General features: G+C 75.4%; 13 protein-coding genes, 4 tRNA genes and 1 pseudogene. 8 read left to right on the top strand and 10 right to left on the bottom strand.

The annotated features are described in order from the left end of the window. Positions 1–3 precede the first annotated feature (3 nt). The 9 genes and pseudogenes from ACW14Y_RS09245 to ACW14Y_RS09285 all read right to left on the bottom strand — a co-directional run bounded on the left by ACW14Y_RS09245 (position 4) and on the right by ACW14Y_RS09285 (position 19,257). Positions 4–1,827: a non-ribosomal peptide synthetase gene (locus ACW14Y_RS09245; protein ID WP_456986493.1), complete on the bottom strand. Its 1,824-nt coding sequence runs from the start codon at positions 1,825–1,827 to the stop codon at positions 4–6. Positions 1,828–2,009: 182 nt separating this feature from the next. After that, positions 2,010–6,491 carry an amino acid adenylation domain-containing protein gene (locus ACW14Y_RS09250; RefSeq protein ID WP_456986494.1) on the bottom strand — a complete coding sequence of 1,494 codons (4,482 nt, stop codon included), beginning with the start codon at positions 6,489–6,491 and terminating at the stop codon, positions 2,010–2,012. A 44-nt stretch (positions 6,492–6,535) separates the two neighbouring features. Next, entirely contained in the window at positions 6,536–11,281 is a 4,746-nt protein-coding gene (locus ACW14Y_RS09255) for an amino acid adenylation domain-containing protein (RefSeq protein ID WP_456988117.1), read from the bottom strand. Positions 11,282–11,516: 235 nt separating this feature from the next. Continuing rightward, positions 11,517–12,782, bottom strand: coding sequence for a glutamate synthase-related protein (locus ACW14Y_RS09260; protein WP_380299478.1), 1,266 nt, complete (start codon positions 12,780–12,782; stop codon positions 11,517–11,519). Between the two features lie 40 nt (positions 12,783–12,822). Beyond that, entirely contained in the window at positions 12,823–13,833 is a 1,011-nt protein-coding gene (locus ACW14Y_RS09265; RefSeq protein WP_340635980.1) for an asparagine synthetase A, read from the bottom strand. Then, the gene (locus ACW14Y_RS09270) at positions 13,830–15,179 is read right to left on the bottom strand and encodes a methylaspartate mutase (RefSeq protein WP_380299482.1); all 1,350 of its coding nucleotides are present in this window, start codon (positions 15,177–15,179) and stop codon (positions 13,830–13,832) included. The genes ACW14Y_RS09265 and ACW14Y_RS09270 overlap by 4 nt, the downstream gene beginning before the upstream one ends. 140 nt (positions 15,180–15,319) lie before the next feature. After that, a pseudogene (locus ACW14Y_RS09275) lies at positions 15,320–15,703 on the bottom strand (cobalamin B12-binding domain-containing protein); the annotation flags it as partial. Between the two features lie 292 nt (positions 15,704–15,995). Then, complete coding sequence (locus ACW14Y_RS09280; RefSeq protein ID WP_380437334.1) at positions 15,996–17,255, bottom strand: helix-turn-helix domain-containing protein; 1,260 nt, start codon at positions 17,253–17,255, stop codon at positions 15,996–15,998. A 358-nt stretch (positions 17,256–17,613) separates the two neighbouring features. Further along, complete coding sequence (locus ACW14Y_RS09285) at positions 17,614–19,257, bottom strand: alkaline phosphatase D family protein (protein ID WP_380437332.1); 1,644 nt, start codon at positions 19,255–19,257, stop codon at positions 17,614–17,616. Between the two features lie 709 nt (positions 19,258–19,966). Between ACW14Y_RS09285 and ACW14Y_RS09290 the strand changes: the two genes are divergently transcribed. The 4 genes from ACW14Y_RS09290 (at position 19,967) to ACW14Y_RS09305 (ending at position 21,701) form a co-directional block, all read left to right on the top strand. Then, positions 19,967–20,040, top strand: a tRNA-Met gene (locus tag ACW14Y_RS09290). A gap of 73 nt (positions 20,041–20,113) precedes the next feature. Continuing rightward, positions 20,114–21,046, top strand: coding sequence for a class I SAM-dependent methyltransferase (locus tag ACW14Y_RS09295; RefSeq protein ID WP_456986495.1), 933 nt, complete (start codon positions 20,114–20,116; stop codon positions 21,044–21,046). Further along, positions 21,043–21,612 (top strand): hypothetical protein, encoded by a 570-nt coding sequence (locus tag ACW14Y_RS09300; RefSeq protein WP_456986496.1) that lies wholly within the window; start codon positions 21,043–21,045, stop codon positions 21,610–21,612. The genes ACW14Y_RS09295 and ACW14Y_RS09300 overlap by 4 nt, the downstream gene beginning before the upstream one ends. Positions 21,613–21,627: 15 nt before the next feature. Beyond that, positions 21,628–21,701, top strand: a tRNA-Met gene (locus ACW14Y_RS09305). A gap of 122 nt (positions 21,702–21,823) precedes the next feature. On the opposite strand, the gene ACW14Y_RS09310 is transcribed toward ACW14Y_RS09305, so the two are convergent. Then, entirely contained in the window at positions 21,824–23,761 is a 1,938-nt protein-coding gene (locus tag ACW14Y_RS09310) for a BTAD domain-containing putative transcriptional regulator (protein WP_456986497.1), read from the bottom strand. A 112-nt stretch (positions 23,762–23,873) separates the two neighbouring features. On the opposite strand from ACW14Y_RS09310, the gene ACW14Y_RS09315 reads away from it, so the two are divergent. The 4 genes from ACW14Y_RS09315 (at position 23,874) to ACW14Y_RS09330 (ending at position 25,973) form a co-directional block, all read left to right on the top strand. Continuing rightward, positions 23,874–24,752 (top strand): alpha/beta fold hydrolase, encoded by an 879-nt coding sequence (locus ACW14Y_RS09315; protein ID WP_456986498.1) that lies wholly within the window; start codon positions 23,874–23,876, stop codon positions 24,750–24,752. An 85-nt stretch (positions 24,753–24,837) separates the two neighbouring features. Next, positions 24,838–24,911 (top strand) — tRNA-Met (locus tag ACW14Y_RS09320). 175 nt (positions 24,912–25,086) lie between these two features. Next, positions 25,087–25,160: transfer RNA gene (locus tag ACW14Y_RS09325), tRNA-Met, on the top strand. Between the two features lie 201 nt (positions 25,161–25,361). Next, positions 25,362–25,973 carry a GNAT family N-acetyltransferase gene (locus ACW14Y_RS09330; RefSeq protein WP_456986499.1) on the top strand — a complete coding sequence of 204 codons (612 nt, stop codon included), beginning with the start codon at positions 25,362–25,364 and terminating at the stop codon, positions 25,971–25,973. Positions 25,974–26,039 lie beyond the last annotated feature (66 nt).

Below are 26,039 nucleotides of genomic sequence, written 5' to 3' on the forward strand. Positions count from 1 at the left end.
GGGTCATCGGACGGCCGGGCGGCGGGCGGTGAGGGCCGGGCGGGCGGCGGCCGGACCGGCCGCGGCGGCGCGCTGCACGGCCTCGGTGAAGGCGGCCAGGTCGGCGGCGTCCAGCAGGTGGCGCAGCTGGAGCTCGACGTTCAGCTTGCGGCGCAGCAGGTGGACGACGCGCAGCGCGGCGAGCGAGTGGCCGCCGAGCGAGAGGAAGTCGTCCTCGGGCAGCACCTCGGGGACGCCGAGCACCGTCCGCCACACCTCGGCGACCTGCTCCGCCACTCCCCCGCCGACCGCCTCCGGTGCCGCCTCGGCGGCCGGGACGGGCAGCGCCCGGTGGTCGACCTTGCCGTTCGGGGTGAGCGGCATCGCCTCCAGCACGGTCACCGTGGCCGGCACCAGGTGCGCGGGCAGGGTGCGGCGCAGCTCGGCCAGCAGCTCGGCGGGCGCGGCCGTCCCGGTCACGTAGGCGGCGAGACGGGTGTCGCCGGGGGCGGGCTCGTGCACGGTCACCGCGGCGGCCGTGACGCCGTCCAGCGCCGCCAGCGCGTGCTCGACCTCGCCGAGCTCGATCCGGAAGCCGCGCAGCTTGACCTGGCGGTCGACCCGGCCGACGTACTCCAGCAGGCCCTCGGCGGAGCGGCGGGCCTGGTCGCCGGTGCGGTACATCCGGGCGCCGTGCGCGGTCGTGAACGGGTCGGCGACGAAGCGGCCGGCGGTCAGCCCCGGCTGTCCGGCGTAGCCGTGCGCGAGGCCGGGCCCGGCGAGGTACAGCTCGCCGACCTCACCGGCGCCGGTGACCGGCCGCAGCCGCTCGTCCAGCAGGTGCACCCGCACGCCCGCCAGCGGCTCGCCCAGGTGCGGGCCGGGGCCGGTGATCCGGGCGGTGATCGCGTCGACCGTGCACTCGGTCGGGCCGTACAGGTTGAAGGCGTCGATGCCGCCGTCCGCCAGCTCGCGCCAGGTGCGCCCGGGGACGGGCTCGCCGCCCATGAACAGGCGCGGCACGGCGGCGCCGGTCAGCTGCTCGCGCAGCAGCTGCCAGTGCGAGGGCGTCAGGTCGAGGTCGGTGACGGCGTGCTCGGCCAGCAGCGCGGCCAGCCGCGCCGGGTCGGCGCGGCGGGCGTCGTCGACGACCACCAGGGTGTCGCCCCGGCAGATCCGGATCCACTGCTGGACGGAGGCGTCGAAGGAGACGCTGGCGTTCCAGGCGACCACGGACGGCTCGGGCCGGTAGGCGCCGGCCTGCTCCAGGCCGGCCGCGAGGTCGGCGACGGCGCCGTGCGGCACCTCGACGCCCTTGGGGCGGCCGGTGGACCCGGAGGTGTAGATGACGTAGGCGGAGTCCAGCGGGTCCGGGACGAAGGCGTCGGCGTCGGCGCCGGCGTCGGCCTCCGCGGCCCCGGACGCCGCGTCGGGGCGGAGCACCGGGACACCGGCCGGGACGGGCGGGGCCGCCTCGGCGCTGACCACGGCGGCGAGGCCGGCGTCGGCGGCCATGAAGGAGATCCGCTCGGCCGGGTAGGCCGGGTCGAGCGGGACGTAGGCGGCGCCGGCCCGCCAGACGGCGAGCAGTGCGACCGGCAGGTCCAGGGTGCGGGCGAGGTGGACGCCGACCTTGTCGCCGCGGCGCACGCCGCGGGCCCGGAGGGCGGCGGCGAGGGCGGCGGTGCGGCGGTCCAGGGCGGCGAAGTCGAGGCTGCCGTCGGCGGCGTGCACGGCGGGCCGCGCCGGGTGGGCGGCGACGGCGGCGCGCAGCCGGGCCAGCAGGTCGGCGGGAGCGGCGGAAGCGGGAGCGGGGACGGTGGCGGCCGGCTCGGCGAAGGTGGTCATGGCGGGGTGCTCCTCGGTCTCGATGAGGTCGGACGGGGACAGCGGTGCGGGTCCAGCGGTGGTGCGAAGTCATGGGGGTGCCGCAGGAACGGCGGGGCGGGGCGGGGGCAGGGAGGGGTGGGGCCGGGCCCGGACAGCTGCCCGCGGTCGGGCTCCGGCGCCACCCCTCTGCCGCGGCCCGGTCAGACCTCCCCGGCCAGGCGGGCCAGGGCCCCGGCATAGGTGTCGATGAACTCCTCCGCCGCGGCGTCGTCCACCAGCGCCCGCTGGTGGTCCACCGCGAGCAGCACCCGCTGCGAGGCCGGGTCCTGGATCAGCGAGGCGCCGAAGGTGAAGCTGTTGGGCTCGTGCCGGTAGGTGGGTTCGCTGCCGATCCGGCCGTCCTCGATCCGGGCCGCGCTGAGCCGCCCCAGGGCGTGGAAGCGCAGGTAGCCGAACTGGCTGTCGAGCGCGGTGTCGGCCATCATCCGGGCCAGCCGGGCGAACGGCACCCGGCGGTGCGGCATCATGTCCAGCTCCTCCCGGTGCACGTGCCGCACCAGCGCCGCGAGGTCCTCGCCCGGTTCGGCGACCAGTGGCACGGTGTTGAGGAAGAGCCCGTAGACCTCGGTGCCGCCGAGCCGTTCGAGCCGGCCGTTCATCGCCAGCCCGGTGGTGACCCGCTGCCGCCCGGTGATCCGGGCGAGGGCGTACAGGTGGGCGGCGAGCGCGACGGACTTGACCGGGACGGAGAGCGCGTCGGCGACGGCGCGCAGCTGCCCGGGCGCGTCCGGGAGCACCCGTTCGACGGTGCGCGGCAGCTCGTGGACGTCCTCGCTGCCGGGCCAGAGCTGGCCGGTGGCGCCGTCGAGCCGCCGGTGCCAGTAGGCGAGCGAGTCCGGGTCGGTGGTGGCCCCGCGTTCGACGGCCACGAAGTCGCGGAAGGCGGTGCGCGGGGGCGGGGCGGGGGTGGAGACCGGGTCGGCGGCGAGCGCGGTGTGCCGTTCGAGGATCTCGGTGAGCAGGGAGGTGAAGCTCCAGCCGTCCAGGATCGCGTGGTGCTCGGAGATGGTGAGCTGGAACGCCCGGTCGGCGAGCCGCTGCACGGTGATCCGGAACAGCGGGGGTTCGGCGAGGTCGAACGGGCGGTCGCGGTGGTCCTCGAAGACGGCGCGGACCTCCGGGTCCTGGTCCGCCTCCGGCAGGTCGCGCAGGTCGGCGAACTCGACCGGGGCGGGCAGGCTGCCGTGCACCAGCTGGAGCGGTTCGCCGTAGCCGGAGAGGTCGAGGCCGGTGCGCAGCACGGCGTGGCGGGCCATCGCCTCGTTCACGGAGCGGCGGAACGCGGTCTCGTCGAGGTCGCCGCCGATCCGGTAGGAGTTGACGTTGTGGTAGCTGTCGGTGCCGCCGGCGACCTCCATGTGGAAGACCATCGACAGCTGCATGGACACCATCGGGTAGGCGTCGACGATCCCGGGCGGCAGCTCGGCGCGGTCCTCCTCGTCGATCAGCGCGAACGGCAGGTCGGCGCCGGGGTCGGCCTCGACGGGCCGGGCGAGCGGGAGCAGGGCGGCGACGGTGGGCGCGTTGAAGACGTCCCGCAGCGAGACCTGCCAGCCCCGGTCGTGCAGGGCTCCGGCGAGCTGGACGGCCCGGATGGAGTCGCCGCCGAGGTGGAAGAAGTCGTCGTGGACGCCGATCCCGGGGACCCCGAGCACCTCCGTCCAGACGGCGGCGAACAGCTCCTCCTCCGGGCTGCGGGCCTCGACGTGGCGGCCGGCCCGGGTGGGCGCGGCGCGGCCGGGGGCGGGCAGCGCGGCCCGGTCGACCTTGCCGTTGACGGTCAGCGGCAGCGCGTCCAGCACGGTGACGCTCGCCGGGACCATGTAGGCGGGCAGCGAGCGGCCGAGGAACTCGTGGGCGTCCACCGGGGCGCGGCCGGTGACGTAGGCGGCGAGCCGGTCCTCGTGGACGGTCACCACGCAGGCGTCGACGTCGGGGTGGGCGGCGAGGGCGTTCTCGATCTCGCCGAGTTCGATCCGGAAGCCGCGCAGTTTGACCTGGAAGTCGGCGCGGCCGACGTATTCCAGGCCGCCGTCCGGCAGCCGCCGGGCGACGTCGCCGGTGCGGTAGAGGCGGGCGCCGGGCGGTCCGGCCGGGTCGGCGACGAAGCGGCCCGCGGTGAGTCCGGGGCGCCCCCAGTAGCCGTGGGCGAGGCTGCCGCCGCCGATGTACAGCTCGCCGGGCACGCCGGGCGGGCAGGGCCGCAGCCAGTCGTCCAGGACGGCGGCGGTCAGGTGCGGCATCGGTTCGCCGATCAGGCTGCGCTCGAAGCCGGCGCCGCCCTCGGCCACGTCGTGGATCGTGACGTGCACGGTGGTCTCGGTGATGCCGTACAGATTGCACAGCCGGGCCGGTGGCAGCGGGTCGAGGTCGTGCCAGCGCTGGACCACACCCGGGTCCAGCGCCTCGCCGCCGAGCATGATCCAGCGCAGCTCCGGGAGGGCGCGGGGGCGGCGGCGCAGGGCCGGTTCGAGCTGGCGCAGCGCGGACGGGGTGAGGCACAGGTGGGTGACCCGCTCGGTGTCGAGGAGTTCGGCGAACTCCTCGGGCGAGCGGCTGGTCAGATAGGGCACCACGAGCAGCCGGGCGCCGTGCAGCAGCGCGCCCCAGAGCTCCCAGACGGTCCAGTCGAAGGCGTAGCTGTGGAACAGCGTCCAGGTGGTGTCGGGTCCGAAGCCGAAGTGCTCGCGGCCGGAGTCCAGCAGCCGGCTGACGTGCTCGTGGGCGACGGCGACACCCTTGGGGCGGCCGGTGGAACCCGAGGTGAAGATCAGGTAGGCGAGGTCGCCGGGGCGGCCGACGGCGGGCGGGCGGGTGTCGGGGCGGGCGGCGACCTCGGCGGCCCCGGCGCTTCCGGCGGTGAGGTCGAGGGTCTGCCAGGGGCCGTCGGGGGCGCGGTCGGGGCGGTCGGTGAGCACGGCCCGCACCGCGGTGTCGCCGAAGACCAGGGCGGCCCGGTCGGCGGGGGCGACGAGGTCGACCGGCACGTAGGCGGCGCCGGCCTTGAGCACGGCGAGGATCGCGACCGGCACGGCGGCGGTGCGTTCCAGCAGCAGACCGACCCGGTCGCCGGGGCGGACGCCGCGGTCGATCAGGGTGTGCGCCAACCGGTTGGCCCGGCGGTCGAGTTCGGCGTAGTCGAGGCGCTCCTGCCCGTCGTCGACGGCCGGGCGGTCGCCGTACGCGTCGGCGGCCCGTTCGAAGAGGTGGTGCAGGCAGTGGCCGTCGTCGAGCCGGGCCGGGCGGGGCCGGGCCCCGGCGGCCGGGGCGGCGGTGAGCCGCAGCACGGTGGCGTCCGGGTCGGCGAGAGCGGCGTCCAGCAGGGCCGCGTAGTCGGCGGCCAGCCGCCGGATCGTGCCGGGGTCGAAGAGGTCGCCGTTGTACTCGGCCTCGCCGCGCATCTCGCCGCCGCCGTCGCCGACGGGTTCGAAGACCGACCAGGTGAGGTCGAACTTGCTGGTGCCGTTGGCGCGGACGGTGCGCCGGGCGGCGGCCGGGCCGAGGGCGAGCGGGGCGCTGTCCTCGCTGTGGGCGCCGAACACCACCTGGACCAGCGGCGGGTGCTGCGGGGTGCGGGCGGTGCCGAGGTGGTCGACCAGCTGGTCGAAGGGCAGGTCGAGGTAGCCGAAGGCGTCGAAGGCGCCGTCCTGGAGGTCGGCCAGCAGCCCGCGGAAGCTCGCGTCCGGGGCGAGCCGGATCCGCAGCGGCAGCAGGTTGACGAAGTAGCCGAGCAGGTCCGCGAGTTCGGGCCGGTTGCGGGTGGTGACCGGGGTGCCGACGAGCAGGTCGTCGGCGCCGGTCCAGCGGTTCAGCAGCAGGGCGAACGCGGCCAGCTGGACGGTGAACGGGGTGACGCCCTCCTGTTCGGCGAGCTCCCGGACCCGGGCGGCGCTGCCGGGGGCGAGGCCGAAGTGCTCGGTGCCGCCGCGCTCCCCGCGCTCGGCCGGCCGGGGGCGGTCGCCGGGCAGGTCGAGCAGGGTCGGGGCGCCGTCCAGGCGGTCCTTCCAGTAGGCCAGGTGCTCCTCGTAGGAGGTGTGCTGCTCCTCCTCGGCCCAGTCGGCGTACTGGGTGGCCAGGGCGGGCAGCTCCGGGGTCCGGCCGTCGAGGAACGCCCGGTAGTGGTCGGTGAGTTCGCGCTCGAAGAGGTCGGCCGACCAGCCGTCCCAGATGATGTGGTGGACGACGAACAGCAGGGTCGTGCGCTCGTCGGCGAGCCGGATCGCCTCGGCGCGCAGCAGCGGGCCGGCCGCGAGGTCGAACGGTTCGGCGGCCCGTGCGGCGATCAACTCCTCGGCGCGGGAGTCGCGTTCGCCCTCCGGCAGGGCGCGCAGGTCGGTGACGGCGAGCGGCACGGCGAGCCCGGGGTGGACGTGCTGGCGGGGGCCGTCGGGGTGCAGGGCGAAGGTGGTGCGCAGCGCCTCGTGCCGGGCGGTGACGGCGTCCAGGGCCCGGGCCAGCAGGTCGAGGTCGAGCGGGCCGGTGACCTCGTACGTCCAGGGGGTGGTGTAGGTGACGGCGCCGGGGTCGAGGCGGTCGAGGAACCAGAGTCCGCGCTGGAGGCCGGAGGCGGGCGCGGTCCGGAGCGCTTCTGCGGTGGCGGCTGGGGTGTCGGACGGGCGCACGGCCTCGTTCCCTTCGGTGCGAGCGGTGTCGGGGCGGCCCGTCATCACGAGGCCAGCCGTTCGGCGATGGCGCCCACGGTGCGGCCGCGGAACACCACGTGCGGCGGGACCTTGGTGCCGGTCTCCTGCGAGAGCCGCATGGCGACCCGTACGGCGGCCAGCGAGTTGCCGCCGATCCGGAAGAAGTTGTCGTCCGGGCCGAGGTCGCCCGGCAGTTCCAGCACGGCCCGCACGGCGTCGGCCACCAGCCGCTGGCCGGGGGTGAGCGGGTCGGCCGGGGCCTCGGCGCGGCGCTCGGCGGGCGCGGGCAGCGCCTTGCGGTCGACCTTGCCGTTGGGGTTGAGCGGCAGCGCGTCCAGCACGTCGACGGTCGAGGGCACCATGTGCTCGGGCAGCAGCGCCGCCAGGTGGTCGAGCAGCGCCTCCGGTCCGACCGGTCCGGCCCCGGTGTCGAGGGTGACGTAGGCGGCGAGCCGGTGGTCGCCGGGGGCGGGCTCGTGCACGGTGACGGCGGCCTCCCGGACGGCGGGGTGGCGGGTCAGCGCGTCCTCGATCTCGCCGGGCTCGACCCGGAAGCCGCGGATCTTCACCTGGTCGTCGATCCGGCCGGTGATCTCCAGCAGTCCGTCCGGCCGCCGGTGGCCGAGGTCGCCGGTGCGGTAGAGGCGTTCGCCGGGGGCGCCGAAGGGGGCGGCGACGAAGCGTTCGGCGGTCAGGGCCGGGCGGCCGAGGTAGCCGTGGGCGAGGCCGCCGCCGGCCGCGTACAGCTCACCGGTGGTGCCGTCGGGGACGGGCTCCAGCCGCTCGTCCAGGATGTGGATCGCCTTGCCGTGCAGCGGGCGGCCGATCGGGATCGCGGCGCCGGCGGCGTCCTCGGCGGTGGCGCGGTGGCAGGTGGTCAGGCCGAGGCTCTCCACCGGGCCGTAGCCGTTGGCGACCACCAGCCCCGGATACTGGTCGAGCGCCTTGCCGACATGGGTGACCGAGGCCCGCTCACCGGCCGTGAAGGCCACCTTGAGGTCGTCGTAGGTCGCCGGGAACTCCTCCAGCAGGAAGTTGAACAGGCTGGCCGACAGCTGGAGCTGGGTGACGCCGTGGCGCCGGGTGAGCTCGGCGATCGCCTGCGGGTCGGGCCGCTGGCCGGGCTGGAGCACGCACACCCCGCCGAAGGCCAGCGCGCCGTACAGCTCCAGGGCGAAGGCGTCCCAGGACACCGGGGAGCACTGCAGCCAGACCTCGTCGGGACCGAAGCGGGCGTAGTCCTGGCCGAGGTAGGTGGTGGTGAGCGCGCGGTGCGGCACGGCGACGCCCTTGGGGCGGCCGGTGGAGCCGGAGGTGAACATCACGCAGGCGAGGTCCTCGCCGGTGACCGGCACCCGGGGGTCGTGGCCGGGGCGGGCGCCGATCGCGGCGGCCTGCGCGTCCAGGTCGAGGTGGCGCCCGACCGGGAACGGCGGGCTCGCGTCGCGATGGGTGACCAGCAGTGCGGCGCCGCTGTCGGCGACCGCCCCGGCCAGTCGCTCGGCCGGGAAGTCCGGGTCGAGCAGGGTGTAGGCGGCGCCGGTCTTGAGCGCGGCCAGCAGCGCCACCACCAGGTCGGGGCCGCGCTCGACCAGCACGGCGACGGTGTCGCCGCGGCCGGTGCCGGCCTCGGCCAGGTGGTGGGCGAGCCGGTTGGCCCGGGTGTTCAGCTCGCCGTAGGAGAGCCGCTGCTCTCCGGAGACCACGGCCAGGGCCTGCGGGGCGGCGGCGGCCCGGGCCTCGACCAGGGCGTGCACGGGCGTCTCCACGGCGGTGGCGAGGGTGCCCAGCCAGGCGTCGCACAGCTCCGCCATGGTGGCGGCGTCGAACAGGTCGGAGTCGTACTCGAACCGGCCGGTGAAGTCGGTGCCCCGGTCGTCGACGGAGATCGACAGGTCGAACCGGGAGACCGGGTTGGAGTACAGCTCCCGGGTCACCTCGACGCCGCCGACGGTCAGCGGGCGGGAGTCCAGCGGGTGCAGCTCCAGCAGCACCTGGCAGAGCGGGTTGCGGTTCTCGGCCCGGTCGTCCGGGCGCTCCTCCAGGACGGTCGCCGCGATGTCGTCGAACGGCGCCTCCTGGTGGCGGTAGCCGGCGATCGCCACCTCGCGGACGTGCCGGACCAGTTCGCGGAAGTCCGCGCCCTCGTCGAGCCGCACCCGCAGCGGCAGCAGGTTGACGAAGTACCCGACCAGGGAGTCCAGTTCGGGACGGCCGCCGCGGACGCTGACCGGGGAGCCGAGGACGAGGTCGCGCTGTCCGGTCCGGCGGTGCAGGGTCAGCGCCAGGGCGGCCAGCAGCACCATGAACGGGGTGGCGTCCTCGCTGCGGGCCAGCGCGCGGACGGCCTCGGCGACCGGGCGCGGCATGGCGAAGCGGTGGAAGTCGCCGCGGAATTCCTGGACCTCGGGCCGGGGGTGGTCGGTCGGCAGCACCGGCTCGGTCGGGGCGTCGGCCAGGTGCTCGCGCCAGTGGGCGAGTTGGCGCTCGGCACGCTCCGCATCCCCGTACTGCCAGGCACTGTGGTCGGCGTACTGGACCGCGAGCTCGGGCAGGTCGGCCGGGCGGCCGGTGGCCGACTCCTCGTAGAGCGCGGCGAGTTCGCCCTCCAGCACCGGCAGCGAGCCCTCGTCCCAGACGATGTGGTGGCAGAGCAGCAGCAGGGTGGCGGTGTCGCCGGTGCGGTAGAGGTGGGCGCGCAGCAGCGGGCCGGTCTCCAGGTCGAAGGGGACGAGCGCGGCCTCGGCGACCAGCCCGTCCACCCGCCCGGCCTCGGTGTCGGTGACCGTGAACGGCACCTCGACGGCGGGGTGGACCAGCTGCCGGGGGCCGTCCTCGGTCAGTTCGAAGGTGCAACGCAGCGCCTCGTGCCGGGCCACCACGCCGCCCAGCGCCCGGTGCAGCCGCTCCGGGTCGACCGGCCCGGCGAAGCGGAACACCCAGGGCACGTTGTAGGTCGGCGCGTCGGGGTTCATCCGGTCCAGGAACCACAGCCCGCGCTGGTACTTGGACAGCGGCGCCGAGGTGGCGCCGGCCCGGGTCAGCGGCAGGCGCTCGCCGCCCGCGGAGGCGGTGACGGCGGCGGCGAACCCGGCCAGCGTCGGGGCGTCGAAGATGGCGTACGGGGAGATCATGCCGAAGGTCTCGAAGACCCGGCCGACCACCCGCACGGCGGTGAGCGAATCGCCGCCCAGGTGGAAGAAGTTGTCCTCGGCGCCGACCTCGGGCACCCCCAGGACGTCCGCCCAGACGGCGGCGATCAGCTGTTCGGCGGGGGTGCGCAGCGGGCGCCCGGCGGGGGCGGCGGGCTGCTCGGCCTGCGGCTCGGGCAGGGCGGCGCGGTCGACCTTGCCGCCGGCCGTCAGCGGGAAGGCGTCCAGCACGGTGACGGTGGCCGGGACCATGTGCTCGGGCAGCCGCTCGGCCAGGTGGGCGCGGAGCGCCTCCCGGTCCGGCGCCGGACCGGTGACGTAGGCGGCGAGGCGACCCTCGTGGGCGACCACGACGGCGCCGGCCACGTCCGGGTGGGCGGCCAGCACCTGCTCGATCTCACCGGGCTCGACCCGGAAGCCGCGGATCTTCACCTGGTGGTCGGCGCGGCCGACGAACTCCAGCGGGGCGTCCGGGGCCGCGCGCCGGACGACGTCGCCGGTGCGGTACATCCGGGCGCCCGGCTCGGGCGCGAAGGGGTCGGCGACGAAGCGGCCGGCGCTCTGGCCGGGGCGGCCGTGGTAGCCGGAGGCGAGCAGCGGGCCGCCGAGGTAGAGCTCGCCGGCCTCGCCGGGGGCGGTGACGGGCCGCAGCCGGTCGTCCAGCAGGTAGGCGCGGCGGTCGCCGAGCGGGGTGCCGATCGGGACGGAGCCGGTGCCCTGCTCGACGGGGCCGGCCAGCCGGTGGGTGGTGGCGGTGACGACCGTCTCGGTCGGGCCGTAGGCGTTGAGCAGCGGCACCCCGGTGGCGTCCCACCAGGTGGCGGCGGCGTCGGGGTGCAGCCGGTCGCTGCCGGAGATCATCAGCCGCAGGGTGCGGGGCGCCCGGTCGCGGCCCCGGTCGCGCACGGCCGGCACGACCTCCTGGAAGTAGCCGGCGGGCAGGTTGGCGACGGTGACGCCCTCGGTGTCCAGCAGGTCCAGCAGCGCTTCCGGGCCGAGCAGTTGCTGCTCCGGGACCACCAGGCAGGCACCCGCGGAGAGGGCGGTGAGCACCTGCTCGACGGCGACGTCGACGGTGGGTCGGGCGAGGTGCAGCACCACGTCCTCGGCGGTGAGGCCGAAGCGCTCGACGGCGGCGGCCAGGTGGCCGGTGAGGGCGGCGAGCGGCACGTGCACGCCCTTGGGGCGGCCGGTGGTGCCGGAGGTGTAGATGAGGTAGCCGGCGGTGGCGGGCGGCTCGTCGGGCAGGTCCGCCGCCGACTCACCCGCGGGCTCGCCGGTCGGGTCGCCGCTCGGGTCGCCGGTCAGCTCGCCGTCCGTGAGGGCGAGGGTGGCGCCGGCGTCCTCGCGGATCCAGCGGTTGCGCTCCTCCGGGGCCTCCCGGTCCAGCGGCAGGTAGGTGGCACCGGCGCGGAGCGCGGCGAGCAGGCCGACCAAGTGGTCGAGCCGGTCGCGACCGGTGACGGCGACCGTGCGGCCGGGGGCGATCCGGGCGGCGAGGGCGCCGCTCAGCTCGTCCAGCTCCCGGTAGCGGACGGTCCGCCCGCCGAGCCGGACGGCCGGGCGGTCCGGGAACCGGCGCGCGACGGATATGAAGGGGAAACCGCGAGATTCCATCATCCAACCCCGATGAATTAACGATGCTGCGGGCAGTGGTCTCGACCGTAGGCCCGCCTTCCGGGGTCGATCGGCAGAATTCCCGGAAGACCATCGGCAGTTTCAACTGCCGCTTGGGGGAATGGAGTTGCCGCAACCGCAGACGGCCCGCCGGGGCGCACGGAGGCGCCGCGACGGGCTCGCGGGAAAACGCTCTGCGATTGTCGGTGGGTCTGGAGCCGGGTGGGGGGAGGGATTACTGGGGAAAGTCCGGGGACCACACGTCCGCGCGTTCCAGCGCGGCCGGCGTGTACTTCCCGAGCGCGCTGATCAGCAGCCGCAGCTCCAGGGCGAGGCAGTCGGCGAAGCGGATCAGCCCGTCCTCCGGGTCCTCGGCGGCGGCGAGCAGGGCCGCCCGGCCCAGGCCGACCGCGCGGGCGCCCAGTGCCAGGCTCTTGACCGCCCGGCCGCCCTCCCACATCCGCCCCGAGACCAGCAGGCAGGGCGGCGGTCCGGCGGCGGCCAGCCGGCGCAGGCACTCCGCCAGCGGCAGGCCGACCTGGGCCGGGAAGACGCCCGGCGCCCAGCCGGTGCCGCCCTCCGCGCCGTCCACGGTGACGGCGTCCGCCCCCGCCTCGGCGGCCACCCGGGCGGCCTCGGCGACGTCCCGGCCGGGGTGCAGCTTCACCCAGATCCGGGCCCGCGGGAAGTTGTTGCGCATCAGCCGGACCTGCTGGCGCAGGATCTCGGCGGTGAAGGTGCCGGGCGTACTGGCGCGCAGTACCCGGCTGTCGTCGCCGAAGACCGGGTCGAGGCCGTAGCGGTCACCGAGCCGGGCCGCGTCCGCGGCGTCCAGCACGGTCATCCCGCCGAGGCCCGGCTTGGCGCCCTGGCCGACCTTCAACTCGAAGGCGAGCCGGCCGGATTCGAGCAGCGGCAGGGCCGCCGGGTCGCTGTACACGAGGTTCCACACCTCGGCGTCGGCGTCCTCGGTGGACTGCTGGACGGCCACCCCGCCCAGCCCGTCCGGGAGTTCCTCGGCGTAGGCGCGCAGCCGGCCGAGCAGGGCCCGGTCGGCGGCCTCGCCGAGCCGGCCGTAGCCGTTCACCGGGACGACGTTCTCGCCGATCACCATCGGCAGGCCGAGCGCGCCCGCCTGCCGGCTCAGCGCCAGGCCGAGGTCACCTCCGGCCGCCCGGGTGGAGCCGGTCGCGGACACGTACACCGGCAGCGCGGAGGTGAACCCGCCGATCGCGGTGGTGAGTTCGACGTCCCGGTAGTCGGGTTCGCGGCCCAGGTCGATCAGCCGGGCGAGGCGCTGCGGCACGAACACCGGCGGCACGATCCGCAGGGCGTCGAGCGCGTCCCCGGCGTCCGGGCCCAGCTGTCCGGCCGGCGGGCGCTCGGCGCCGAGCAGCACCTGCCCGTAGCTGCCGGGCGGCGGGAAAGCGGCCGCCGTGCCGACCCGGGCCCGGTGCCGGACCTCCTCCTCCGGGAAGCCGGGTGCCGAGAGGTCGCTCATGCGCCCGCCCCGTTCCGGCCGCGCCACCCGATCCGCCCGCTCACGGCGACACCACCCCCGCCAGCTTCGGGAAGGCGCTGGCCTGCCAGACCGCGTCCAGCCCGGCGACGTAGCGGGTCAGCCGCTCCACCCCGATGCCGAAGCCGGCGCTGGCGGGCACGCCCTCGCGGACCAGGTCCAGGTACCAGCGGTACTTCTGCGGGTTCTCGCCGGTCTCCCGCATCCGGGTGATGATCTCGGCGTAGTCGTTGGTGCGCTGGCTGCCGCTGCACAGCTCGCCGAAGCCCTCGGCCGCGATCAGGTCGAAGTTCCGCAGCAGGCCCGGGTCCTCGGGGTTCTCCCGGTCGTAGAAGCCGCGCGAGCCCTTGGGGTAGTCGGTGACGAAGAACGGCCGGTCGCGCCGGGCGGAGAGCAGTGCCTCGCCGTCCCAGTCGAGTTCGGCGTCCGGGCTCTGCGGGTGGCCGAGGCCCTGGAGCTCCGCCACCGCCTCGGCGTGCCGCATCCGGCCGAAGGAGCCCTTCAGCAGCTCGGCGAACGCGTCGGTGTCACGGCCGAGTTCGGCGAACTCCTTGGGCAGCTCGCGGACCGCGCTGCCGACGATGTGCGCCACCAGCTCCTCCACCAGCTGCACCGCGTCGTCCCGGGTGGCGCCCGCCACCTCCACGTCCAGCTGGTGGAACTCCGCCAGGTGGCGGCTGGTCCCGGCGGTCTCCAGCGGCTCCAGCCGGACGTTCGGCGCGATGCAGAAGATCTTGTCGAAGGCCAGCAGCGAGGCCTGCTTGTAGAGGATCGCGCTGGTCATCAGCTTGTAGCGGTGGCCGTAGAAGTCGATGTCGACCTGCTTGGAGCCGCGCGAACCGGGGTCGGTGACCGGGCCGATGATCGGCGGCAGCAGCTCGGTGAAGCCCCGGCCGCGCAGGAACTCGCGGGCGGCGAACAGCAGCTGGTGCTGGATCCGCAGGGCGGCCCGGGTGGTCGGGGAGGTCAGGTGGCGGCCGGGCTCGGGGAGCGTCGCGGCGCCGGTCGCGGGGGTGGGCCCGTCGGTGGTCATGGCGTGGTGTGTCCCAACTCTCGTGGTGCGGCGGGTGTTCGGTCGAGGTCCGGGGGCTCGGCGGCGCGGCTGTCGTAGCTCCACTGGACGTGGGAGAGCGCGCCGAGCAGGTCGGCGGAGCCGAGGATCGGCGGGCGCGGGCCGCCGGACAGGCCGGCGATCGGCATCGAGCCGACGTTCGACCAGTGCAGCCGCCCGTCCGGGCCGAGCGAGCTGCGGGCCCGGCCCGCGTTGTCGGGGTGCAGGCAGTAGGGCACGTCCAGGTAGCCGGCCGCGAAGGCGCGGACCAGGGCCCGGCCGATGTCGGTGTCCAGCTCCAGCACCGCGCCGATCAGCGCCCGCGCCTCGGCCTCGATGCCGGTGTCGGGGACGGCGGTGAGCGGCGGGCGCAGACGCTCCGCGGCGGCAGCGGCGGCGGCCGTCTCCAGCGCCGTCACGTTCTCCCCGACGGTCGGGATCCGGTGCGCCTCGGCCGTCGTCTTCACGATCAGCCGGGCCGCGCCCGTGCGCACCGCCAGCCGGGCCGCGTCCTCCAGCAGCAGCGTGGCCCCGCCGGGGGTGCGCGGGAACACGCCCATGTAGGCGTAGAGCACGAGGTGCCGGTCGACGTCGGGCAGCAGCTCGTCGGCGAGCCGGCCGAGCACCGTGAGCGCCTCCTCGTCCTGCGCCCGGTCCGGCTGCTGGGCGTAGCTGAGCGAGATGCTGCGCAGCCCGTGCTGGCGGAAGAACAGCGCCTCCAGCACGCTGACCGCGATCAGCAGACTGGGCGGGCAGAGCTGCCCCATCAGACAGCCGCCGAACGTCTCCAGATGCGGCTCGGCGCCGAACTCCCGGAGCGAGGCGAGGAGTTCGCAGCTGCGCCGCCAGTTGGCCACCGCCTCGCTGAGCGGGGTGCGGCTGTACGGCAGGCAGTAGGAGACCGGCCCGCCCTCGGTGGCGTCCAGGCCGACCGCGAGCAGCGCCCTGATGATGTGCTCGGGCATCGCCGAGCCGTGCCGGACCTGCACCGGGAAGCGGGCGTCCGCGATCCCGCGCAGCACCGCCCGGGTGACGTCCACCGGGTGGCTGGCGATCGGGTAGCCGTTGAGGCCGACGCCCTCGGTGAGGGCGCTCCGGGCGGCGGCGAGGTCCCCGGTACGGGTGTAGCTGTCCAGGGTGATGGTGCCGACGGTGGTGGCGTCGGCGCCCCGGGTGGCGAGCAGGCCGTCGCGCATCCGCAGCGGGTCGGCCATGCCCATCCGGGGCTGGACCACCAGGGTCCCGGCGGCCCGGGCGCGGGCGACGAAGGCGCCGAAGCCGGGGGTGGCGGGGGCGTCGCCGCGCGGCGCGGTGGCGGGAACGGTCATCGCAGCACCCCGGAGGCGGTGGCGGTGGGCAGGGTTCTGGCGGCGGCGGGCAGCGCGCGGTCGGCGGGAAGTGCGCGGTCGGCGGGCAGCGCGCGGTCCGCGGGCCGTGCACGGCCGTCGGGCGCGGACAGGCCCCGCGGGGCGGCGGCGGGCAGCGCGCCGACGAAGGAGCGGAAGTCGGCGACCGAACGCCCCTCCTCGAACACCCCGTCGTACCCGGCCGCGAGCAGCGACCGCTGCCGGTCCGGGTCGCCGGAGCCGGCGATGCCGAGCTTGCCGCCGATCACCGTCGGGGTGGCGGCCAGCTCGGGACAGGCCCGCAGCGCCTGGATCACCCGCAGTCCGTCGTGGTAGCCGTGCCCGTTGACGCTGCTCAGCACGATCAGGTCGGGCTCGATCCGGCGGCACTCGGAGACCAGCAGCTCGTCCGGCACACAGGCACCCAGGTTGGTGACCCGGTGGCCCAGCTCCTCCAGCAGCAGCTGGAGGAAGACCAGGTTCCAGGTGTGCGAGTCCGAGGCCATCGTCGTCACGACGACGTCCAGACCGGCCGGTTCGGCCTTTCCGCGCTGCGGCTCCAACTGGTTCACGGCGCAAACCCTCTGTAGTCGGTGGGTGGTGGGAGTCCCGGCCCGGCGGCGCCGGCGACCGGCTCGCCCGGCCTGAGCAGAACGCTAGGCAGGATCGGACCGGCGGACCGGCAGCTCGTCCGGCAAGTGACGGGCAGTATCGGGACCCGGCGGCCCGGCCCGCCGCACCCGGCCCGGGTCCGCGTCGCCGCGGCAGGACCCGTGGTGCGCCCCGCCGTCCGGCGGCTCAGCCCGCCGCGGCCAGCACCGGGTACGCCCCGGCGCCGCCGAACAGCCGGCGGCAGAGGTTCAGCACGGTGAACCGGACGCCGTCCCGGGCCGGCACACTGCGGATCAGCCCGCTGGCCAGCAGCTCGTGCACGGCGGCCAGCGACTCCTGCGGCGGCCGTCCGCTCAGCTCGACGGCGTCCTCCCCGGACCAGTCCCCCGGCTCGGCCGCCAGCCGTTCCAGCAGATCGCGCTGGCCCAGCGTCAGCCGGTGCACCGCCGCGTCCAGGGCCTCCCCCACGTCCCCGCGCCCGCCGAAGCCGGCCGGCGGCGGACCCAGGTGGAACGGCCCGTCCGCCATCCGGGCCACCAGCTGGCGCGGCGAGAGCACCGTCGACCAGCCGGCGGCCAGCTCCAGGGCGCCGGGCAGGCCGTCGAGCTGCCGGCAGAGCGCGGCCACCGCGGGCGCCTCCTCCGGCTCCAGCCGGTACCCGGGGCGCAGCCGCCGCAGGTGCGACAGCAGCAGCCGGACGGCTCCGACCTCGGCCAGCGCGACCGGGTCGTGGTCGAGCTCGGGCCCCGGGGTGGGCAGCGGGGCGAGCGGGACCACCTGCCCGCCGGGCAGCGGCTGCGGGACCCGGGCGGTGATCAGCACGCTGAGGCCGGGGCAGCGCTGGAACAGCTCGTCCAGCAGGGCGGTCTCCACGCCGGCGTCGGCGCCGTCCAGGACCAGCAGGGTGGGGCGGGCGCCGATCGCGCCGACCAGGTCGGCCCGGCGCTCGGGGCCCATCCCGGGCTGGCGGGCCCAGTCGATCCAGCGCACCGACCAGCGGGCGGTCAGGTGCAGCCGGCGGGCCACCTCCAGCACCAGCCGGGTCTTGCCGACCCCGCCGAGTCCGGCCACGGTCACCAGCCGGTCGCCGTGCACGGCGAGCGCCTCGGTGAGCACGTCGATCTCCGGCTCGCGACCGACGATCGCGCCCCGGGCGACCGGCGGCGCGGTCGGCTCCTCGCGCGGCTCCTCGGCGAGCGCCTGGCGGCGCGCGGCCGCCTCGAACACCGAGCGGCTGCGGCCCTCCAGCCGCAGCGCGTCGGCGAGCAGCCGGACCGTCTCCTGCCGGGGGCGCTGGACCCGTCCGCTCTCCATGTCGCGGATCGCCCGGACGCTGAGTGTCGCGTGGTCGGCGAGGATCTGCTGGGTCAGGCCGATGCGCTCGCGCCGGATCCTGAGCAGCTCGCCGAAGCCCGCCGTCGACTGCAGGGTGTGACCGCCGTCCATGCTCCGTCCGCCTTCCGTGGGTTGGCCAAGTACCGGGGACCAGGGGCCCGCGGCCCCCGTCAGGCGGGCCCGAGTGCGGCGCCGGACGGTGGTGACCGTCGGACCGGCTTTCCCCTGGCGCCGATGGTCCACGGCCCGGCTCTACGGCCGATCAACGGCCGATCACCGAGGATTCACGACACCTCCGCATCGTCCACGAACCCTCCGGACGGCCGAAGGCGCGGAACGGGATCGACGGCGTACGGCGGACCGGGCGAAGAAGGACGGCGGCACCACGGGACCGGCCCGGGCGCACCGCATCGGGGAACGGTACGACCGGGCCGGCGGCTCGGGGGCGGGGGTGGTCCGGGGTTCGGCGTCAGGCCCGCTGGAGCCCCGGGCGGTACGCCTCGCTGACGAAGGAGGCGGCGGTGGACACCGTGCCGCCGGGGCGGGTGATGTGCGAGACCACCCGGTAGTCGGCGCGGGCGTGCTCCTCGTCGAGGGTGATCGCGGTGTAGCCGCGCCGCCCGTCGTAGAACTTCAGGTGCGGGTTGGCGGCGGTCAGGGTGGCCCAGTTGCCCGGGTGCTCCTCGCCGTCCCCGTCGCTGGCGATCGAGGTGCCGACGATCTCCACGCCGACGGTCCGCGAGTCGGGGTCGTCGAAGTCGCGCTTGACGTCCATCGCGTAGGCGACGTGCACGTCCCCGGTGAGCACCACGAGGTTCTCGACGCCGATGTCCTCGACCCCGGCCAGCAGCCGTTCGCGCGCGGCCGGGTAGCCGTCCCAGGCGTCCATGGACAGCTTGGAGACCGCCGCGGTGGTGTTCTTGCGGCGGGAGAGCACCACCTGCTGCGGCACCACGTTCCACACCGCGCGGGAGCTGCGGAAGCCGTCCAGCAGCCAGCGCTCCTGGGTGGCGCCCATCAGGGTGCGGCGCGGGTCCGCCGACTCCGCGGTCGGGAACTGCCAGCCGTCGCCGTTGGCCTGGTCGGAGCGGTACTGGCGGGTGTCGAGGATGTCGAACTGCGCCAGCCGCCCGTAGTGGAGGCGGCGGTACAGCTTGAGGTCGGTGGCGTTCGGCCGCGGCATCCGCAGCGGCATGTTCTCCCAGTACGCGCGGGTGGCGGCGGCACGGCGGGCGACGAAGGCCTCCGGGGACTGGCCCTTCTCCGGGATGCCGGCCGCGTAGTTGTTCTCCACCTCGTGGTCGTCCCAGGTGACGTACCAGGGGAAGGCGGCGTGCGCGGCCTGGAGGTCGGGGTCGGTCTTGTAGAGGGAGTAGCGCAGCCGGTAGTCCGCCAGGGTGGTGGTCTCGTGGGCGAGCAGCGACGGCAGGGTCCGGTCGGTGTACTTGCGGTCGCCGCCGGCGGCGTCGATCGCGTACTCGTAGATGTAGTCGCCGACGTGGAAGACCGCGTCGAGGTCCTCCTCCGCGAGGTGCTGGTAGGCGGTGAAGTAGCCGTCCTCGTAGGCCTGGCAGGAGACCAGGCCGAGGCGGACCCGGTCGACGTGCCGGTTGCGGGCCGGGGCGGTGCGGGTCCGGCCGACCGGGCTGGTCCAGGCGCCCACCCGGAACCGGTACCAGTACACCCGGCCCTGGTCGAGGCCGTCGACGTCCACGTGCACCGACCAGTCGAACTCGGCGTGGGCCCTGGCGGTGCCGCGCCGGGCGACCTTGCGGAAGTGCTCGTCCCGGGCCACCTCCCAGTCGACCTTGACCAGTCCGGTCGGCGGCAGGCCGCTGCCGGGCTCCAGCGGGCGCGGCGCGAGGCGGGTCCAGAGCACCACCGCGTCGCCGAGCGCGTCGCCGGAGGCCACGCCGAGGGTGAACGGGTTCTCGGTCAGGGTGCGGGGCGCGAGTTCGGCATCGGCGGCGTGGGCGCTCGGCAGCTCGGTGGTGAACGCCAGCGCGGCGGCCGCCGAGGCGACCGTCAGGAAGCGGCGCCGGCCGAGGCCGAGGCGGGCGGCGGCCTCGGTCAACCGCCGGTCGGGCGAGGGCTGCTGGTCTGTGCGGGCCATGGGCTGGACTGCCTTCCGTACGCGGGGGCCGGGGCCCACTGGGCATACCGGCTGTGTACGGAGGGAAATTGGACCGGCCCGTGCGGTACGGCGGGCGTCGGAGCATCGGCGGGCAGGTGATCATCGCGTGATCACAGCGGCCGGATCGGACAATCAGGAGATTCCGCCCGGGAGTTGGACACCGGGGCCGATCCACTCCGGAGTCCGGGGTGCGGGTCCGGATTCGTACCGAGCGGGGCGGTCGGCGCGGACCCGCCCGCCCCACTCGGCCCGCCGGCACGGCCCGCGCGCAGATGGACGAGCGCCGCCCGTCCCTCCATCGCACGCGGGTGCGCGCCCGTCGGCGGAGCCTCACGGCCCCGCGCCGGACGGCGACCGGCAGGTCCTCGGCCACCGCGACGGTCGACGGCGTTCGCGGCGGAGCCCGGAGCGGGATCACCCCATCGGGCCTGCGGGTGGGTGGCGGCAGCCAATCACGACACCGCACCCACCCGCAAACCCGCCGCTCACGAGACCGGACGCTGCGTCATACTTCGAGCCAGGAAGGGTTGTTCACGGCCCGCCGCGCACCGGCGAGCGGCCTGTGGAACCACCGTCGGGAGGCCGACCCGGCAGCGCCCGGCGGAGAGCCGGTTCCACCCGGGGCGGGCCGTACGGGAACAACCGATTCGCTTTCCACCGGCCCGGTGCGTAAGGTCGTGTTCACCGACGCGGGGTGGAGCAGCTCGGTAGCTCGCTGGGCTCATAACCCAGAGGTCGCAGGTTCAAATCCTGTCCCCGCTACTCAGTAGCACCGAAGGCCCGGAGGATCCGTCCTCCGGGCCTTCGCCGTTCCCGGCGTCGTAGAGTGCTCCGTGTGTCTCCGCTCGAGATCTCCGACCTGATCACCGCAGTCGACCCGGCCACCGGACGACGGCTGCCGGTTCGGCGTGCCGAGGTCGTCGAGCGACTGCGCGCGCACGGCGACCGCTGGGCCGCCAGGATCGTGGCGGAGCTGCCCACCGACCGGGACGGAGTGCTGGACGGGGTCGCCGTGGACCGGCTGCTGATCGGCGTGCACACCGAGCTGCAGCGCCTGAGCGAGGAACTGCGCATCGGCGAGCGCCTCGTCCACCTGCTCCGCCCGCTGTTCACCGCGATCCGGGCCTCAGGTGTGCCGGGGCCGTATCGCCTGGTCGACATCGGCTGCGGGCTGGGCTACCTGGTCCGCTGGCTGGCGGCCACCGGCGCCCTCGCTCCGGACGTCGAGCTGCTGGGGGTCGACCTCGACGCGGCGCTGGTCGGCGAGGCAGAGCGTCTGGCCCGGGACGAGGAACTACGCTGCCGCTTCGTCCACGGCGATGCCTTCGCGCTGCCGGAGGCCGCCACCGTGTACGTGTCCACCGGTGTGCTGCACCACTTCCCCGAGCCGGCGCTGACGGACTTCTTCGCCGCCCAGGGAGCCTCCCCCGCCCTGGCGTTCTGTCACTACGACATCGCCGCGACCGGCCTCGCCCCCATCGGCGCGTGGATGTTCCACCGCGCCCGGATGCGCCACCCGCTGGGCCGGCACGACGGCGTCGCCTCCGCCCGGCGGGCCCACGACGACGAGACCCTGCTGCGGACCGCCGCGGCCTCGGGCATGCGACCGCTGCTCTACGAGCCCCGACGCGTCGCCAACCCCTTCTGCACCACCCTGCGCCCGGTCCTCGGCCTGCGCCCGCACCTGGAAGCACCGCTGCGCCAGGCCCTCGGCCGCTCCTCCCGCCGGCTCCTGGGCCCCGAGCAGCTCGCACCGGCCGCCCCATGACACCCGCCCTGCCACTGGTGCTGCTCGGCGCGGTCGACGCGGCCTTCAGCGGCTTCCGCGCCTATGCCGGCCGCGACGCCCGCATCCGCAAGCGCCGGTCCAACACGCGCGCCGCCCTGCGCGGACTCGCCGTCGGGACCGTCCTGCTGCTCGCCCCGGCGGTGACCGCCGTCCTCCATCTGCTCACCGCCGCCGACCCGCAGCGCGCCTACGCCGCGCTGACCGCCGGCGGCTCGGGCTACCTGATCCCGCTCACCCTCTACGCCGCCGCGGTGTTCCTCTCGCTCGCCGCCTACTTTCTCCTGCCGTTCCGCGCCAGCACCCTCGCCATGGTCATCGGACTCGGCCCGCTCACCCTCCTGCGCCCGCTGGCCGTCGCCGCCGCGTGCCTCGGCGCGCTCCTCAACGGCGGCGGCTGGCCCTCCCTCCTGGTCGGCGCGGTGGCGGGCGCGGCCGTGCTCTCCGTCGAGCCGCTCGTCCATCACCGCTGGTACCGCCCCGCCCACGAGGCCGGATCCCGGACGTGCGGGAACAACCGATTCGCTTTCCACCGGCCCGGTGCGTAAGGTCGTGTTCACCGACGCGGGGTGGAGCAGCTCGGTAGCTCGCTGGGCTCATAACCCAGAGGTCGCAGGTTCAAATCCTGTCCCCGCTACTCAGTAGCACCGAAGGCCCGGAGGATCCGTCCTCCGGGCCTTCGCCGTTCCTGGAACCGTTTCCGAAATCACTTCCGAAATCACTTCCGACGTCGTTCCCCGATCCGGGAATTGCGGTCCCTCATCCCGCTCCGGCGCAGGCCTCCGCCTCGGCCAGGTACCGCGCCACCGGGCCCAGGGTCAGCATTCCGCTGCCGGCGCCGGCGTGTTCCGCACGGGCCTCACGCAGGGCAGCCGCGGCGTGCGCGGCGGTTCCGCGCTCGCCGAGGCGTACGGCGGCGCGGGCGGTCAGGCACCACAGGGCCTCCTGCATGTGGTCGCGCGGTGGTTCGGGCACCGCGGCGAGGGCGGTACGGGCCTGCTCGCCCCGGTCCTGGGCGAGCAGGACGAGAGGTCGCGCCCAGGGCCGGTACGGGCCCCAGTCGAGCTGCGGGTCGGTGGGCGCGGGCCGGTCGTGCAGCAGGCGCAGTCCCAGCAGGGCGAGCGGGAACAGGCCGTGGTGCAGCCCCGGCATCCCGGCCGCCCGGAGGGCGTCCTCGGCGGCGCGGTACTGCGCCGCCGCCGCGGCGGCGGTCGGTCCGCCGGGTTCGGCGCTGCGGGCGGCCGCGGCCCGGGCCCTGAACCACCCGGTGAGGACGGGGACGAGGGGCGCCTCGGTGGTGGCGGCGAGCCGGTCGGCCGCCTCGGCGTGCGAGGTCGCGGCGTCGAGGTCGCCGAGGGCCGAGGCGGACTGCAGGCGGACGAGTCGGCCGAGCACCGCGAAGTTCGGCAGCTCGTGCCGGGTGGCCAGGTCGAGGATCTCGGCGCCGGTGCCGTCCCGTACCGCCGCGAGCCCGGGGCTGCCGAAGGACTGCAGGAACACCCCGTTGAGGGCGAAGGCCAGCAGGGCGGGATCGGCCAGGTCCCGTGCCAACTCCTCGGCCCGACGCGCCGCCTGGCGCGCGCGCTCCAGCTCGGTCCCCGACAGATCGGCGCTGCGGCTCTCGACGGCGACCGTGGCCAGCAGGCGGGCGCGCAGATCGGCGGGGCCGTCCGCGCCGAGCCCGGCGAGGGTGCGCTCGGCGGCCGCGACCACGGCGCGGGACTGCTCGGGGTCGTCGGCCCGGCTCCAGACGGCGGGCACGTCGTAGGCCCCGATGATCCGGGCGGTCAGGGCGAGGTCTCCCGTGCGTTCCGCCGCGCGGACGGCGGCGAGGCGGTCGCGCCGGGAGCGGACGAGGGCGTCGCCACCCGCCAGGGCGAGGGTGCGAGCCAGGTCCACGGTGGTGCGCGGGCCGAGCCGGACACCGTGGCCGGGCCACCCGGTACCCGCTCCTCCGGGGGGAACGGCCCCGTTGAGGATGTCCGTCTCCAGGCGCCGGAGGCCGTCACCGGGGTCGAGGCCGAGCTGGTCGACGAGCATGGCACGGGCACGGCGGAGGGTGGCCAGCGCGTCGGCCCGGCGGCCCGCGCGGTACAGCGCGCGGGCCTGCAGCTCCCAGGCCGGCTCGCGCCACGGGTGTTCGGCGACATGGGCACCCAGTTCGGCGACCAGGCCGGCCCCTTCCCCGGAGTCGAGGAGGATCCGGGCCCGCAGTTCCACCGCCTCCAACCGCAGTTCCTCCAGCCGGGCCCGCTCGCGCTGCGCCCAGACGGAGCCGGTCACATCGGCGTAGGCGGGTCCGCGCCAGGACACGAGGGCCGCGCCGAGGTCGGTCACCGCGTCGGGGTCGCGGCGGGCCCGGGCCAGGGTGTCCTGGAACCGGTGGACGTCCACCTCCTCGCGCGGCAGCCGCAGCGCGTAGCCGGGGCCCTCGGTGACGAGGACGCGCGGCGGACTGCGGGGCGGCCGGTCGGGTTCGAGGGCGCGGCGCAGCGCGGCGACGAACGTGCGCAGCGCGCCCACGGCGCGGGCGGGCGGGTCGGGCCACAGGTCGTCGACGAGGGTGTCGGTGGTGACCGTCCGCCCCTCGGCGGCGACGAGCCGGGCGAGCACCTCGCGGTGGCGGGGTCCGCCCAGGTCGACCGGGCCGCCGTCGTCGCGGAGGGCACGCACCGCGCCGAGCACGTCGATTCGCATGGCCCCATCCTCCGTGCCGGAGGCCGACCGCGCCCAGCCGTACTGATCGGCTGCTGATCGCCGTCGCCCAGGCTGGTCCCGCCGAGTCCCCGACCCGAAGAGGTGGTCCCTCATGACGCTCACGATTCCCGGTTTCGACCACGTCCGGCTGCCCGGCGCGGACGGCGTGGAGCTGGCTGCCGCGGTGGGCGGCAGCGGCAGTCCGGTCGTGCTGCTGCACGGATTTCCCCAGACCCACCTGATGTGGCGGCACGTCGCCGAGCGGCTGGCCGACGAGCACACGGTGGTCCTGCCCGACCTGCGGGGCTACGGCGCCAGCGACAAGCCGGCCGCCACCGACCCCGAGGTGTACGCCAAGCGCACCATGGCCGCCGACGTCGTGGCCCTGGCGGCGGCGCTCGGCCACGAGCGCTTCGCCCTGGTCGGCCACGACCGGGGCGCCCTGGTCGCCTTCCGGGCGGGGTTGGACCACCCCGAGACCGTCACCCACCTGGGCATCCTCGACGTCGTGCCGACGCTCGACATGTGGAACGTCCTGCGCGGTGTCTCGGCGGCGGTCGGCTACCACCTCTTCCTGATGGCGCAGCCGCCGGGCCTGCCGGAGGCGATGATCACGGGCAGCGCGGACGCGTTCTTCGGCTCGTTCCTCGACGCCTGGGCCAACGACCCGACCGCCCTGCCCGAGGAGGTCCGCGCCGAGTACCTGCGCGCGAGCGCCGCGGCGGTGACGTCGATCGTCGCGGACTACCGGGCCTCGGCGGACATCGACATCACGCACGACCGGGCGGACCTGGACGCCGGGTCGCAGCTGGCCATGCCCGTGACGGTGGTCCAGCAGGACTGGGGCGCGCGGCTCGGCTACGACGCCGCCGGGGTGTGGAAGGCCTGGGCACCGGACCTGGACCACCGGCTGACCCGCGCCGGGCACTTCATGGCCGAGGAGGCACCCGACGAGATCACGGCCGCGATCCGGAGCCTGCTGGCCCGCTGAGCCTCCCGCCCGGGAGCTGCCGAAGCGACCCGGCCGGAAGCGATTCGCTTTCGCCCACCCCGTGCCGTAGGGTCGTGTTCACCGACGCGGGGTGGAGCAGCTCGGTAGCTCGCTGGGCTCATAACCCAGAGGTCGCAGGTTCAAATCCTGTCCCCGCTACTCAGTAGCACCGAAGGCCCGGAGGATGCGTCCTCCGGGCCTTCGTCGTTCCCGGAACCCTTCCCGGAGCCGTCCCCCGAAAACGTTCCCCGGAACAGAAAAATCGGCGTTCCGGTCCCCCGTCGAAAGCGATTCGCTTTTCACCCACCCCGTGCCGTAAGGTCGTGTTTACCGACGCGGGGTGGAGCAGCTCGGTAGCTCGCTGGGCTCATAACCCAGAGGTCGCAGGTTCAAATCCTGTCCCCGCTACTCAGTAGCACCGAAGGCCCGGAGGATCCGTCCTCCGGGCCTTCGTCGTTCCCGGAACCGTTACCGAAGCCGTTACCGGAACCGTTCCCCGAAAACGTTCCCCGAGCAAAAATCCGGTACCGGAAATCACCAGGGCCTGGCCTCGGCCGCGTGCGGTGCGCAAGAGTGGCCCGACCGCCGCCGCGACCGATGGAGCCGCCCGTGACCGTCGCCAGGATCGTCCGCTACCACCACGAGTTGCCGCTCGACTTCGACCAGTTGCTGCTGGGCGTCCACGTCGACGCCCGCGCCGACCGGATGCACGACCCGTTCGCCCAGCGGTTCCACCTGGTCGTCGACCACTGGACCGCGCGTCCCGGCTTCTCGTGCGTCGTCTCCTACGAGGGCCGCGAACCGACCGGCTTCGCCTTCGGCGCACCGCTGGCGGCCGGCCGTGAGTGGTGGCGCGGGCTGCTCGACCCGGCCCCGGCCCCCGCCGTGACCTTCGGCCTGTCCGAGTTGATGGTCCGCCCCGCCTGGCGCGGGCAGGGTCTCGCCGGGCGACTCCACGACGCCCTGCTGGAGGACCGGCCCGAGGAGTTGGTGTGCCTCCTGGCCGAGGCCGACCGGCCCCGGGCGCAGGCCCGTGGCGAGTCCTGGGGCTACCGCCCGGTGGGGCCGACCCGGTCCGTCGCCGGAAGTCCCGCGTACACGGTGATGCTCCGCCGACTCCGGGCCGTGCCCCTCCCGCCCGTGCCGCCGCTCCGATCCGGCCGGGAGTACCGTGAAATGACCGCCGCAACTCCGGACGGTGCGGCGGCCGGTGGTTCCTGAGAAGGCCAGTGGTTCCTGAGAAGGAGTCCTGAGAAGGAGTCCTGAGAAAACGTCCATGCCGTCCTC

This window comes from Kitasatospora sp. cg17-2 (assembly GCF_054031055.1).